Annotated in this window: 14 protein-coding genes; 13 read left to right on the forward strand and 1 reads right to left on the reverse strand. The window is 44.9% G+C overall.

Features of this window, described 5'->3' with window-relative positions; genetic code table 11:
* Positions 1-400: 400 nt before the first annotated feature.
* Positions 401-1,654 carry a T9SS type A sorting domain-containing protein gene (locus tag IH879_10365; protein MCH7675340.1) on the reverse strand — a complete coding sequence of 418 codons (1,254 nt, stop codon included), beginning with the start codon at positions 1,652-1,654 and terminating at the stop codon, positions 401-403.
* 448 nt (positions 1,655-2,102) lie between these two features.
* On the opposite strand from IH879_10365, the gene IH879_10370 reads away from it, so the two are divergent.
* From IH879_10370 to IH879_10430, 13 genes are all read left to right on the forward strand, one after another.
* On the forward strand, positions 2,103-3,653 hold the full coding sequence (locus IH879_10370; GenBank protein ID MCH7675341.1) for an acyl-CoA carboxylase subunit beta: 1,551 nt from the start codon (positions 2,103-2,105) through the stop codon (positions 3,651-3,653).
* A 66-nt stretch (positions 3,654-3,719) separates the two neighbouring features.
* Entirely contained in the window at positions 3,720-4,070 is a 351-nt protein-coding gene (locus IH879_10375; GenBank protein ID MCH7675342.1) for a nucleotidyltransferase domain-containing protein, read from the forward strand.
* A 32-nt stretch (positions 4,071-4,102) separates the two neighbouring features.
* Positions 4,103-4,474, forward strand: coding sequence for a HEPN domain-containing protein (locus tag IH879_10380; protein MCH7675343.1), 372 nt, complete (start codon positions 4,103-4,105; stop codon positions 4,472-4,474).
* An 18-nt stretch (positions 4,475-4,492) separates the two neighbouring features.
* Positions 4,493-6,679, forward strand: a complete 2,187-nt coding sequence (locus tag IH879_10385; GenBank protein ID MCH7675344.1) for a RecQ family ATP-dependent DNA helicase — start codon at positions 4,493-4,495, stop codon at positions 6,677-6,679.
* Positions 6,680-6,739: 60 nt separating this feature from the next.
* The gene (locus IH879_10390) at positions 6,740-6,940 is read left to right on the forward strand and encodes a dodecin domain-containing protein (protein MCH7675345.1); all 201 of its coding nucleotides are present in this window, start codon (positions 6,740-6,742) and stop codon (positions 6,938-6,940) included.
* A 27-nt stretch (positions 6,941-6,967) separates the two neighbouring features.
* Positions 6,968-7,318 (forward strand): STAS domain-containing protein, encoded by a 351-nt coding sequence (locus IH879_10395; GenBank protein MCH7675346.1) that lies wholly within the window; start codon positions 6,968-6,970, stop codon positions 7,316-7,318.
* Entirely contained in the window at positions 7,308-8,831 is a 1,524-nt protein-coding gene (accC, locus tag IH879_10400) for an acetyl-CoA carboxylase biotin carboxylase subunit (GenBank protein ID MCH7675347.1), read from the forward strand. Before IH879_10395 ends, accC begins: the two co-directional genes overlap by 11 nt.
* Positions 8,832-8,916: 85 nt before the next feature.
* A complete protein-coding gene (gene meaB / locus IH879_10405; protein ID MCH7675348.1) occupies positions 8,917-9,882 on the forward strand; it encodes a methylmalonyl Co-A mutase-associated GTPase MeaB in 966 nt (321 codons plus the stop codon).
* Positions 9,875-11,542: a methylmalonyl-CoA mutase family protein gene (locus IH879_10410; GenBank protein ID MCH7675349.1), complete on the forward strand. Its 1,668-nt coding sequence runs from the start codon at positions 9,875-9,877 to the stop codon at positions 11,540-11,542. The genes meaB and IH879_10410 overlap by 8 nt, the downstream gene beginning before the upstream one ends.
* Before the next feature lie 51 nt (positions 11,543-11,593).
* Positions 11,594-11,995: a cobalamin B12-binding domain-containing protein gene (locus tag IH879_10415; protein MCH7675350.1), complete on the forward strand. Its 402-nt coding sequence runs from the start codon at positions 11,594-11,596 to the stop codon at positions 11,993-11,995.
* 117 nt (positions 11,996-12,112) lie between these two features.
* Positions 12,113-12,388, forward strand: coding sequence for a MoaD family protein (locus IH879_10420; protein MCH7675351.1), 276 nt, complete (start codon positions 12,113-12,115; stop codon positions 12,386-12,388).
* Between the two features lie 12 nt (positions 12,389-12,400).
* Complete coding sequence (locus tag IH879_10425) at positions 12,401-12,754, forward strand: hypothetical protein (GenBank protein ID MCH7675352.1); 354 nt, start codon at positions 12,401-12,403, stop codon at positions 12,752-12,754.
* 179 nt (positions 12,755-12,933) lie between these two features.
* Positions 12,934-13,521: a TetR/AcrR family transcriptional regulator gene (locus IH879_10430; GenBank protein ID MCH7675353.1), complete on the forward strand. Its 588-nt coding sequence runs from the start codon at positions 12,934-12,936 to the stop codon at positions 13,519-13,521.
* The last annotated feature ends 51 nt before the right edge of the window (positions 13,522-13,572 follow it).

The raw sequence follows: 13,572 nt of genomic DNA on the forward strand, positions 1-13,572 counted from the left end.
GATGGACCGAGCGGATTGGCTTCAAGCGCGGGGGATTCCAAGCCTGTTCAGCGATTTTGAGCAGATTCGATCAGGCGGTTCCGTGCTGCTTGTCGAACGCGGAGACCCGATGACGGGATGGCTTGTCAGGCCGATCACATCTCAATAAAAAATGACTGATGCCTCGAAAAAATTCATATCCATCAGTCATCGCTTTCAGAAGATAGTCAGCAATGTACTGCAAATATTAGGAAGGAATTTGTATCTGTCAAAAGGAGCACAGCGGCGAGAGAGCACATAACAATTCATTCACCCGACAAAAAGGCCGTGGATTTTTGAGTAGGTTCAGTTCTCTCCCAAAAAGCTTAATTTGAAGTTCTAAGTTAAGTGCAATCAAGCCCTTTTGCGGGTGATAATCGTGTTACCTTAACAAAATCATTTTCTTCGTTTCCACAAAACCGCCTGCTTTTAATTCGTAGGCGTAGACGCCGCTGGCAATTGAGTTTGCTTGCCACCGAACCGCGTGTTCTCCAGCATTTAGTCTGCCATCAACAAGTGTTATAACTTCACGTCCGGAGAGATCATAGATTTTTAAAGTAACCTGACTGGAGTTTTTTAATGTAAACCGAATCGTCGTGCTTGGGTTAAACGGATTTGGATAATTTTGCTCTAAGACAAAGTTTTGCGGTGAAGTGCTTTCTTCTGCAACTGAAGTAACGTTCGAAGGCGGCCTGAAAATCGAGTTGACATTGGCCACGCCAAACCCGGCAACGGGTCCGCCGCCGATGATGTAAATATCGCCACCTATCGTGGCTGCTCCGATTCCGTGCCGTGGGTTGGGCATTGCAGCCATTTGACGCCAGTCATTGGTCACCGGATCATATTCCTCGGTTTCGTTGAAAACGCCGGAACCGTCTTCAAAGAACTCGCCTCCGAAAACATAAAGCCTTCCGTTTGCTGAAGCAGCCGCATTGCCGCCACGGGGAGTCGGCATGTCCGTCAAAGTGCGCCATTCGTTCGTTTTGGGTGAATAGACTTCGAGCGTACCCATATTACTTGCACCGACTCTTCCTCCAACAATATAAATCAGAGAATCAATGAGTGCCCCGGCAAGATGTTCGCGTGCAGTTAACATGGGTGCACGGGGGGTCCAATCGTCTGTAGTGGGGTCATACATTTCATTGGTCCCCGAGGCTCCACCCGCTGAGCCGCCAATGACATATATTTTATTTTCAAATGCCACAGCAATTCCGGCTCCCCGACTGGTTGGCATGTTCTTTTTTGGATTCCAGCGGTTATTTTGTAAATCTAATTCAAGGACTCGATTTGAGGGAACAAAGCCAGAGGTTTCGTAACCCCCGAGAATATAAAGCGTGCCGTTTGCCGCTGCCAAATGCAAATGGTGCATGGCTACCGGAAGGGGAGGTGCGGTGGACCAATCATCCGTTGCGGGGTCGTAAACTTCTACAATGTTTGTTGCTGAGCGACTGGCAGTAAACCCGCCCGGTATATAGATTTTTCCCTCCAACACAGCATGGGGAATTTCTTGTCTTGCGGTTGGCATCGCTTTACGGATCAACCATTCACCTTCATCCTGGGTTGGGCTGGAAGAGATGGGATTGTTTGAGCATTGCATTAACAAAAACATTGAGAGGAGTTTGATTGTGTGTTTCATAAGATCCTCAGCGGTTTTATTAAATTTGTAAATGGAATTGTTTAAATTACTTTTTGTGAGGCTTCTTTATTCCGAATATGAATTACCCGTGAGATAATCATGTAAAAAAATCATTGTGTAATCTTAAAAAAAACAAATAACTTTTCCCACCGAATTCCGCCGAAGTCACCGAAGCTCACCGAATTTTATTTGAAAATAATTAAATTAGTTAAACAATTCAGCCCTGCCTCATTTCCAAGTAGAGAAATTAATTTCTTAAAAAATTTCGGTGACGCTCGGCGAAATTTCGGTGTGAATCGGTGGAAATTATTTTTTTTACAGAAAGTTGCCGAAGTAATTGCGCATTCAAATTCAAGGAGCCGTGTTGTGTTTTTAAATCTGTTGATTTTTGATTATTTATTATTTAAGTTTTTTAAACTTAAAAGTTCTCGCAAAATAAGCAACGCAAATGGCAATTCCCGAAAAAATTCGGCACTTACGCCAGCAGAAATCCGAAGCTTTGTTAGGCGGTGGCCAAAAACGCATCGATGCCCAGCACAAAAAAGGCAAACTAACCGCCCGTGAGCGCATTGATTTGCTTCTCGATGAAGGCAGCTTTCAGGAAATCGACATGCTCGTTAAACATCAATACAGTGATTTTGGTCTCGACAAACAAAGGTATTTCGGCGACGGCGTGGTGACAGGCCACGGGCTGATTGAAGGCCGGCAGGTGTTTGTCTTTTCACAGGATTTTACTGTACTGGGGGGTTCCCTTTCCGAAGCGTATGGGAAAAAGATTTGCAAAATAATGGACATGGCTATGAAAGTTGGCTCCCCGCTGATTGGCCTGAACGATTCCGGCGGCGCGCGCATTCAGGAAGGAGTTGTTAGTCTCGGCGCTTATGCGGATATTTTCTTGCGCAACACTTTGGCTTCCGGTGTGGTGCCGCAAATTTCGGCAATAATGGGACCGTGCGCCGGCGGAGCGGTCTACTCGCCGGCAATTACAGATTTTATTTTAATGGTTAAGAAAACCAGCTTCATGTTTGTGACCGGCCCGGAAGTTGTCAAAACCGTGACTCACGAAGAGGTTACTTTTGAAGAACTTGGCGGTGCTGAAACCCACGCCACTAAAAGTGGTGTCTCTCATTTTGTATCCGAAAATGAAGTTGAGTGTTTACAGACAATCCGCAAGCTACTAAGTTATATGCCTCAAAACAATTTGGAGGACCCGCCGCGATTTGAATGCTCGGATGATAGCCATCGCACCGATGAAGAGTTGATGACTATTATCCCGGAAAATCCCAATAAACCTTATGAGATGCGGGATATTATTACCAGGGTGTTCGATGACAACGAATTTCTTGAAGTTCATGCGGATTATGCGCAAAATATTGTGGTAGGGTTTGGCCGTTTAGCCGGTCGGTCTGTTGGGATTGTTGCAAATCAACCCGCTGCCTTAGCTGGGGTGTTGGATATCGATTCATCAATTAAAGGCGCCAGATTTGTACGCTTTTGCGATGCGTTTAACATCCCAATCGTCACATTTGTGGATGTGCCGGGATTTTTGCCGGGCACGGATCAGGAGTGGCGGGGCATCATAAAAAACGGTGCCAAGCTTTTGTATGCTTATTGTGAAGCTACAGTCCCGAAAGTCACGGTCATTACTCGCAAGGCGTACGGCGGCGCTTATGATGTTATGAGCTCCAAGCACATTCGCGGTGATGTTAATTACGCGTGGCCGTCATCAGAGATTGCAGTCATGGGTCCCAAAGGCGCGGTGGAGATTATTTTCAAAAAAGATATTGAAAGAGCCGAGGACAAAGAAAAAACCACCGACCTGAAGGTAACGGAATATAGAGAGAAATTTGCTAATCCCTATATTGCGGCCGAACGCGGTTATATTGACGAAATCATTGAGCCACAAGAGACGAGACCGAAGTTGATTCGCTCTCTTGAAATGCTTGAAAATAAAGTAGACTCGAATCCGCGGAAGAAGCACGGGAATATTCCGCTTTAGTTAAGATTGAAGGTTGTAGAGCAAATGTCTTTTTTGCGGTGTTCAAAAAGATAGTTAAGTAAAAAAATGGAAAACATAGTTTCGAAAGTTAAAAGAAACCGGGCTGCTGAAGAGAAACAAGTTATCGATGAATTTGTGACAAGAGTGCGCGAGATGTTAGATGAGCGGGCAAAACGGATTGTTTTCTACGGCTCCCGTGCACGAGGCGATGCAGATGAGGAATCTGATTATGATTTTCTCGTTCTGGTTGAACCCTTCCATAAGAAGGACAAGAAAATAGTGAGAGATATAAGTACTGATATTTCTTATGATAATGATTGCTACATCTCAACGAGGACTATCAGTGCCTCTGAATTTACGGAAGATCGGTTTTTCTATTTTTATGAAAATGTCACCAAAGAGGGCATCGATTTGTGACCGTTCAAAACAGAAGAAAAGCTATCGAGAAAATGATCGAAAGAAAAGGAGCCTTCAAAGAAGCAAATTTACTTTGTGAAGAGGGTCTCTGCTACGGTGCTATATCGAGAGCTTATTATTCAATGTTTTATTTGACTCAAGCTGTTTTGACGACTAAAGATTTGTCACGAAAAAAGCACTCCGCTGTGATTTCGGCATTTGCCGAGCATTTTATCAAACAGGGCTTGCTTTCTAAAGACTTACATTCAAAAATACGTCAAGCTTTCGATGAGAGAAATGTTGCTGATTATGAAGTTGAGATTCTGAAATCCGAAGAAGATTCCATAGAGATTCTAAACTATGCCTTGGAGTTTTCTGAACAAGTTACTCCTTTTCTAAAAAACTGGATTGAAGAAAACAATTAGATATTTTCTAAGAATCACATGCCGCTAAACTTAAAACAAGAATTACACCGCCACTTCGGATTCGACGCCTTTCGGCCGGGGCAAGATGCAGCGATAAACCACGTTCTGAATAAAAACGACGCCCTGGTTGTGATGCCGACGGGGGCCGGGAAGTCGTTGTGCTACCAGCTTCCGGCCCTCTTAACGAAGGGCACAACTCTGGTAGTTTCACCACTCATCGCTTTAATGAAGGACCAGGTTGAAACCCTGCAAGCTTCTGGAAAAGCTGCGGCTTTTATAAACAGCTCTTTGTCGACTTCTGAGCAAAGCGAGCGCATTCGAGACATGAGAGAAGGGCGGTTCCAATTGATCTATGTCGCACCGGAACGATTTCGCAGCAGTGTTTTTCTCTCCGCGCTTGCCGAAGTTGAAGTTAGTTTATTTGTAGTTGACGAAGCACACTGTATCTCGCACTGGGGACATGATTTTCGTCCTGATTATTTGAATTTGAAAAATGTGATTTCTTCGCTCGACAACCCGACGGTGACGGCTTTGACCGCTACGGCGACAGTTAAAGTACAGGAAGATATTATCCAGCAGCTTGGATTGCTGAATTGCAAGAAAATTGTAACCGGGTTTAATCGTCCCAATCTTTCGTTTGAAGTTGAATACACGCTGGACGATAATGCCAAACGTTTTGAATTAGAGAAACTGTTAAAGAAACAACCGGGAAGCACGATCATTTACACCGGCAGGCGGCGGGAGGCTGAAGAGGTTGCGGAATTTGTAAGAATTATTTGTAAGCAGAAAACAGATTTTTATCACGCTGGCCTGAGTGCTGAATCACGCAGCCGCATTCAAGACGCTTTTATGAATAATGAAACCTCCGTCATCGTCGCCACGAACGCATTTGGCATGGGAGTGGACAAGCCGGATATTCGCAGAGTGATTCATTATACTTTACCCGGCACGTTGGAGGCCTATTATCAGGAGGCTGGCCGGGCCGGTCGTGACGGCGAACCTTCCCGGGTTATTTTGCTTTACTCGCCTGATGATCAAGGGTTGCAGAAATGGTTTATCGAAAACAGCTTGCCGACCCGGAAAGAATTGACGCAAATTTATGACGTGCTCAAAGGCTTTGCTGAGGACAACCTGATTCGTATAAACATGGGTTATTTGGAGAGAGCCACTGATCTTTACGAAACCAAGATACGCGTCGGAATTGCCGAGCTTCTGAAAGCGAAGGTCATGCAAGATTTGGGAGACCGGAACCAAACGTTGAACTTTAAACTCCTGCCCATTCAAAGGTTAGACCTTTCGACAAACGTTCGGGAGATAGAGAAAAGACGGCGGTATAGGCACCAACAATTAGACCAGATGATCGGTTATGCAGATAGTAGCCGGTGCAGGCGGCGGTTTATTCTGGAGCATTTCGGAGATAAGGGCGCTCCCGATGCTGAGCGGTGTTGTGATGTGTGCTTGAGGAAAAGTTCTATTTCTGCAAAAAAGCCAGCCGCCGACGGAGAGTATTCGGAAGTGGAAAAGACCGCGCTTATCATTTTGCATGCCGTCAAACATTTTAAACGCGAGGTTGGACGAAGCCGTTTGGTGGAAGTATTAACCGGGTCAAGAGGAAAAGAGATTTTTGCATTTGGCTGGCATAAAGTTAAGCATTACGGCCGGTTGCAGCATTACACGCAAGCACAATGCAAAGATTTTGTCGACCAACTTTTGAAGGAGCGTTATTTAAAACTGATTTGGAAAGATTATCCTCTTCTAAAGCTTACGCTGGAAGGAGAAGAGGCATTGCAAAAGCTTACCCCAATTCCGCTGGATCCCAAAGATGCCTCTGTTCCGGCACTCTCGGGCTCATCATCGCGATGGCTTTCGGGGGTGTCTTCAACTGACCAGGTCACACTGGCACTTTTTCGAAAGGGACTCTCAGCCGGGGGAATTGCGGAACAACGTAATTTATCCGCTCGTACCATATTTACTCACTTAAGCCACCTGATTGAATCCGATTTAGTTAAAGTCGTCGCGGTGGTTTCAGCGGATAAAGTTAAGGGTATCAGAAGTGCTATTAAAGTAGCCGGCATGCCCGCTTTAAAGCCCATAAAAGAAATTTTGTCGGACAATTACAGTTATGATGAAATAAAGTGTGTGGTCGCTGATGAAATGCGTCGGGGGAAAGGTTTAAAGGATAACGTTTCGGCTGAGTACTTTTAGCCTGGTCAAAAAACGAATAACGAATAACGAATAACCAATAACCCAAACAAGGAGGGTAACATGGCCGTTGCAAGAGTTACAACAATTACTTCGTCATCAGAAAAAGGGTTTCAGGATGCATTTCAAATAGGAATCGATCGCGCGACTTCAACCTTAAGAAACATTACCGGCGCTGAAATCGTTTCGCAAAAAGCCAAAATTGAAAACGCCAGGGTTTCCGAATATCGCGTCACAATGAATGTAACATTTATTCTGGATTAAGGACTGATTGAATTAAAAAGAGGATTCATGAATTTTCAGAAAGAAAACATCGAAGACGTCACGGTTGTGCGCGTTCAGGAATCACGCCTCGATAGCAATATTTCGTCTGATATGAAAACGGAGTTGCTGCGATTAATTGAAAGAGAAGGCGCGCAGAATATTTTAATCGATTTAAATCAAGTCGATTATGTGGACAGTTCAGGCTTAGGTGCCCTGTTGTTTGGGCACCGGCAAGCCAAGCTGAATTCCGGGAAACTCAAATTGGTCAATTTAAACACCAAGATTCTTACTCTTATTAAAATCGCGAAATTGGAAAATATTCTGGAGGGGCATCAAAACGAGAAGGAAGCCCTGAAGAGTTTTCAAAATGGCCAATAAATTTAAGAAGATCCTGATTGCCAACCGTGGTGAGATTGCGGTGCGCGTTATTCGCGCCTGTCAAGAGTTGGGAGTTTCAACTGTTGCCGTTTACTCTGAGGCCGACCGCCTCGCTTTGCATGTCCGATTCGCTGATGAGGCTTATTATTTAGGACCAGCGCCTTCGAATGAGAGTTATCTGGTTCAGGATAAGCTGATCGAAGTTGCTAAGAAATCGGGAGCAGACGCAGTCCACCCGGGGTACGGTTTCCTTGCGGAGAACCCGGAATTTGCTGAGCGAGTCGCTGGAGCTGGTTTAGTCTTTATTGGCCCGCCACCCAAAGCCATGCGCTTGATGGGGGATAAAACTGCAGCGCGGCAGAGGATGCTCAAAGCAAACGTGCCAATTGTCCCCGGAACGGATAAAGCTTTGCCAGATGAGGCAGCAGCAGCTGTTTTGGCTAACGATCTGGGCTACCCGGTTTTGTTAAAAGCGGTTGCGGGCGGCGGCGGTAAAGGTATGCGAGTCGTAAAAACCAAAACCGAAATTGCTTCCGCTTTTCGGACGGCAAAATCAGAAGCGGAGTCCGCATTTGGAGATGACCGGATCTACATCGAAAAATACTTGGAGGCGCCGAGGCACATCGAGTTTCAGATACTGGCAGATCAGCATGGCAATGTTTTACACTTGGGGGAGCGGGAGTGCTCTATTCAACGGCGCCATCAAAAAGTCATCGAGGAGGCACCATCTTGTATTATAGATGAGCAATTGCGTCAGAAAATGGCGACGGCAGCCGTGAATGCGGCGGTTGCTTGCGGATATCAAAATGCCGGTACCGTCGAATTTATGCTTGACAAAAACCACAATTTTTATTTCCTGGAAATGAATACGCGCTTGCAGGTTGAGCATCCGGTTACCGAAATGGTTACGGGGTTAGATTTGGTCAAAGAACAAATTCGAATTGCCGAGGGTGAACCGCTTGGGTATGAACAAAATGACATTCGTTTCACCGGTCACGCCATCGAGTGCCGGATTTATGCCGAAGATTCCACAAATAATTTTCTCCCCTCAACAGGGCGAATTAGTTTCATGTCACCGCCCAGCGGACCCGGCGTGCGGGACGATAACGGGTTTTATTCAGGCGCCGAAATCTCCATTTATTATGACCCGCTCATTTCCAAGTTAGTTACTTGGGGGAAGGATCGTACTGAGGCAATCTCAAGAATGAAAAGAGCGCTCAAAGAATACTGCCTCTTTGGGGTTGAAACGTCCATTCCATTTTGTCGTAAGGTCATGGAGCACGAAAAATTTGTTTCAGGTGATTTTGATACTCATTTTATAGAAAAAGAATTTCTAAACCATCCGGAAAAATTGGGCGAACTAACGGAAGGGGCTCCCGATCAAGAAATCGCTGCGATAGGTGCGGTTTTGTTTGAAAGCTTGCATAAACAAAGCAACCAGCGGCTTAAGTCGGCTGAAACAAATTCAAAAGCCAGTAGATGGAAAATGACGAGTCGTTTAAATAACCTGTGATTTGAATTTAGTTATTTGCAGTTTTGAACAATTTTTGGTATCTTTTGATAGTTGAAGATTAACTCATTTGTTTTAGAGAGAAATTTTGAGCAGTAACAATCACATCATCGAAAATCTCCTCAAAGGCGACCGACGAGCCCTGGCAAAGTCGATTTCACTGATCGAAAATGAAGATCCGCAATCGCCTGAAATCCTTGATTCTGTTTATGCAAAATTAGGGAAGGCCTATCGAATTGGCATTACCGGACCTCCGGGTGCCGGTAAAAGTACTCTCGTTGATCAGCTCGTAAAGTACTATCGCAAGCAAGGCCACTCGGTCGGCGTCATTGCGGTTGATCCAACCAGTCCGTTTACAGGCGGCGCTCTTTTAGGCGACCGCATTCGCATGAATGATCTCGTCCTCGATGAAGGTGTGTTCATTCGCAGTATGGCGAGTCGTGGCAGCTTGGGTGGGCTTTCGCAAAAAGCCAACGATGCTGCGGATGTCATGGATGCCTCCGGGAAAGATTTTGTGATTTTGGAAACCGTCGGCGTGGGGCAGTCAGAGTTGGATGTGGTCGAGGTGGCAGATACGACGGTGGTCGTTTTGGTGCCGGAGTCAGGGGACTCGGTACAAGCGATGAAAGCGGGATTAATGGAGATCGCCGATTTGTTTGTTTTAAATAAAGCGGATCGAGACGGCGCTCAAAATGCCATTGTCGAAATCGAATCGATGCTTCATCTGCGGGCGCAACGGGATTGGAATCCAAAAGTCTTGCGGGCAATCGCCAGCCAGGGTGAAGGTATTTCCGAGATTGCCGAAATGATTAATAAGCATCGAAAATTCTTGGAAGAAAACAATTTATTAAATCAAAAAAGAAAAGAACGCATTTCAAAGAAAATTCAATCGATTGTCCGGCAGCGTTTTGAAAAAGAATTCTGGGATGATTCAAACCGCAAGACACTGATTGAAAATCTCGAAAGTTCAAATGATTTGAATCTGTCCCCCTATAAAATTGCGGATCAACTTGTGGAAAACTTCAAAAGTAGAATGGAGAAAAAAAATGAATAATGGACATCTTGACAAGGTCATAGCTCAGAAAAAACAGTGGCGTGAGGCTAAGCAGCAAAAAACACGCGACCGTGACGCGAAATTTGTAACGGTTTCGAGCGAGCCAATTAAAGACCTTTATACTCCTGATGACTCGCAGGACGTCGATTTCTTTGAAGACATTGGTTTTCCCGGCGAGTTTCCTTACACCAGGGGCATTCACCACAACATGTACCGCGGCCGTTTGTGGACCATGCGGCAATTCGCCGGCTTCGGTATGGCGAAAGATACCAACGAGCGCTTTAAGTATCTCCTCGAACATGGTCAGGACGGGCTCTCCGTTGCTTTTGATTTGCCGACCTTAATGGGTGTCGATTCCGACGATCCGAAAAGCGAGGGCGAAGTCGGTACCTGCGGTGTGGCCATCGATTCGCTGGCCGATATGGAGGTGTTGTTTGAGGGTATTCCTCTGGATAAAATCAGCACTTCGATGACCATCAACTCTCCTGCGGCCATTCTGCTGGCCTTTTATATTTGCGTTGCCGAAAAACAAGGTGTACCTCAGGAAAAGCTGCGCGGCACTTTGCAAAATGACATTTTAAAAGAGTATACCGCCCAGAAAGAATTTATCTTTCCGCCTGAGCCCTCGATGCGGATTATTGTTGACTCGGTTGAGTACTGCACCAAACATGTGCCGATGTGGAATACGATTTCGATTAGCGGCTACCATATTCGTGAAGCCGGTTCGACAGCGGTTCAGGAGCTGGCTTTTACGCTGGCCGATGGTTTTGCTTATGTCGAAGCTTGCATAGAACGAGGCCTTGACATCGACGAATTTGCGCCGCGATTCTCCCACTTTTTTAATTCCCACATTGACTTTTTTGAGGAGATTGCCAAGTTTCGGGCGGCACGACGGATTTACGCGAAAAGAATGCGCTACAAATACGGTGCAAAAAATGAGAAATCATGGAAGCTGAGATTCCATACACAAACAGCCGGCTGCTCGTTAACCGGCCAGCAGCCCGAAAATAATATCATACGCACAGCTTTTGAAGCAATGGCCGGCGTTTTGGGCGGCACTCAATCCCTGCACACAAATTCTTTGGATGAAACCTGGGCGTTGCCTTCCGAGTACGCTGCGAAGATTGCTTTGCGAACACAGCAAATTATCGCTTATGAAACCGGTGTTGTTAACACAATTGATCCTTTTGCCGGCTCCTATTTTATGGAAAGCTTAACCAATAAAATGGAGCAAGAGGCTGAAGAGTATTTTGAGAGAATCGATGCGCTAGGCGGTGTTATCCCCGCGATTGAAAAAGGATTCTTCCAGAGAGATATCGCCAAGGCAGCGAGAAAATATCAGGATGAGATTGAAGCGAAGGACCGCTTGATCGTCGGGGTGAATTCTCATAAAGAAAAAGACGAAAAACTGGATATCCCGATCTTAAGGATCGATGAAAAAGTCACCAAGGAACAAATCGACAGTTTGAACAAAATGAAAACAGGCCGCAATCAGGTTTCAGTGGACGAAGCTTTAAACCAATTGCAAGAAGCGGCACGTGACGGCTCGAATCTCATGCCAAGGTTTATTGAGTGTGCAAAAGCCTATGCCACAATTGGTGAAATGATAGATGTTTTGAAAGATGAGTTCGGAGTGTATAAAGAACCGATTATTTTTTAAACCCGAAACCCGAAATTCGAAACCCGAAACTAAAAAATCGAAACTAATTCTATGGAAAAAAAAATCAGAGTACTGGTAGGAAAAGCCGGTTTGGACGGCCACGATCGCGGCGCAAAAGTGATCGCCAGCGCCTTGCGCGACGCCGGATTTGAAGTTATTTATTCCGGCCTGCATCAAACGCCGGAAATGATTGTCGAAGCCGCCCTTCAGGAAGATGTGGATGTGATCGGCTTAAGCATCCTTTCGGGTGCTCACATGACTTTGTTTCCCAAAATTAAAAAACTCATGGAAGAAAAAGGCATGAACGATGTCCTGCTGACCGGCGGCGGCATTATCCCCCCTGATGATGCGAAAGCTTTGGAGGAGCAGGGCACCGGCAAACTGTTCGGCCCCGGTTCGGAGTCAGGAGAAATTATCGCTTATATAAAAGATTGGGTAGCAAAGAATAGGTGAGTGTGAAGTTGCTTTTGTCTTAAGAAAATTTAACCCACACTTGTGGGTTTTTTATTTTAGACGCTTGTTTCGAAGATCATCCGATGACTTCAAGTCATCGGATGAATGGAAGGTACCATGTCCGTTGAAATTATAATTCCCCCCGCACTCAGGCAATATGCAGAAAATCGAGATAGCGTCAAGCTGTCGGGGCAAAATATCGGTGAGCTTCTGGATAATTTAATGCAAAAATTCCCCAATATGAAGAAGCATCTTTTTAGCGAGGATGGACAGATTCGCAATTTCGTCAATGTTTATGTGAACGATGATGACATTCGGTATCTCGAAAATAGCGAGACCCAGTTAAAAGAGGGAGATGTCATCAGTATAATTCCTTCAGTGGCGGGCGGGTAGTGACGTGTCGGAATTGGTAGCGAAGCAGATCGAGTTATCCTTGAAGGGGAATTCGAAATTTCTGTAACAGAATTAAATACAAAAATCCTTAGCAAAGATGAACAGGTTATTATAGACGTCCGCGAGCCGCACGAATTTGATATTTGCCGCATCCCCAATTCGCGGTTGATTCCTTTAGGTGAACTTGAAAAGAGCGTTCATGAATTAGAGCGTTCTCAGGAGATTGTCGTTCATTGCCGTTCAGGCGAGCGCAGCGCTAAGGCGATAAAATTTTTGCGGGAAGCGGGTTTTGAGAAAGTTAAGAATCTCAAAGGGGGAATTTTAGCTTGGGCGGATGAGGTTGACCCGAGTGTGCCGAAGTATTGATTTACCAAATTTGTTTTATCTTACACCTATCTTTATTTTCCTCTATTTTCTCTTCAAGAATTTCTAAAAATTTTTCTTGACTCCCAAAATTAATTTTTTATATTATGAATGAATATTCATTCATTTCTATGGAATATTTTAACTCAGTCGCCGAGTTATATAAGGTAAGGAAACCAATCATGCCTTCCAAGGACGATAAAAGATCCCGCATTTTAAAAGCCGCAGTTAAAGTTTTTGCCCAACTAGGTTTCTACAACGCCAAAGTCTCGCAAATTGCCAAGAATGCCGGCATCGCCGATGGCACCATTTACCTCTACTTTAAGAATAAAGACGAGATTCTCATTTCTATTTTTGAAGAGGAAATGGCAAAATTTATTTCTAAAGTCAGTAAGGAAATTGAATCCGCAGCAGATGTTAAAAATAAACTCCGGGTTTTTGCTAAGACTCATCTGAATTTTGTAAAAAAGAACCCCAGGTTGGCGCAGGTTTTTCAGCTTGAGCTGCGGCAAAGCAACAAATTTATCAAAGAATACGCCGGTTCAAAACTTAAGGAATATCTAAATGTGGCGGGGGATATTATCGAAGAAGGGCAGCGGCATGGGGTCATTCGCAAAGACATTCACCCCGGACTGATAAAACGAGCTCTGTTTGGCTCGCTGGATGAAGTTGCCACGCACTGGGTTTTAATGAAAAACGGCAAATATGATTTGGAAAAGTCCGCTGAGCAGATCGCAGATATTTTTATAAATGGAATAGCCAAAACTTAATCAATGATTAGCAGGGGAGAAAAGAAAAACATGGCCGAAACGGTAAAAGAA

The sequence above is a fragment of the candidate division KSB1 bacterium genome (assembly GCA_022562085.1).
Taxonomy (GTDB): domain Bacteria; phylum Zhuqueibacterota; class Zhuqueibacteria; order Oceanimicrobiales; family Oceanimicrobiaceae; genus Oceanimicrobium.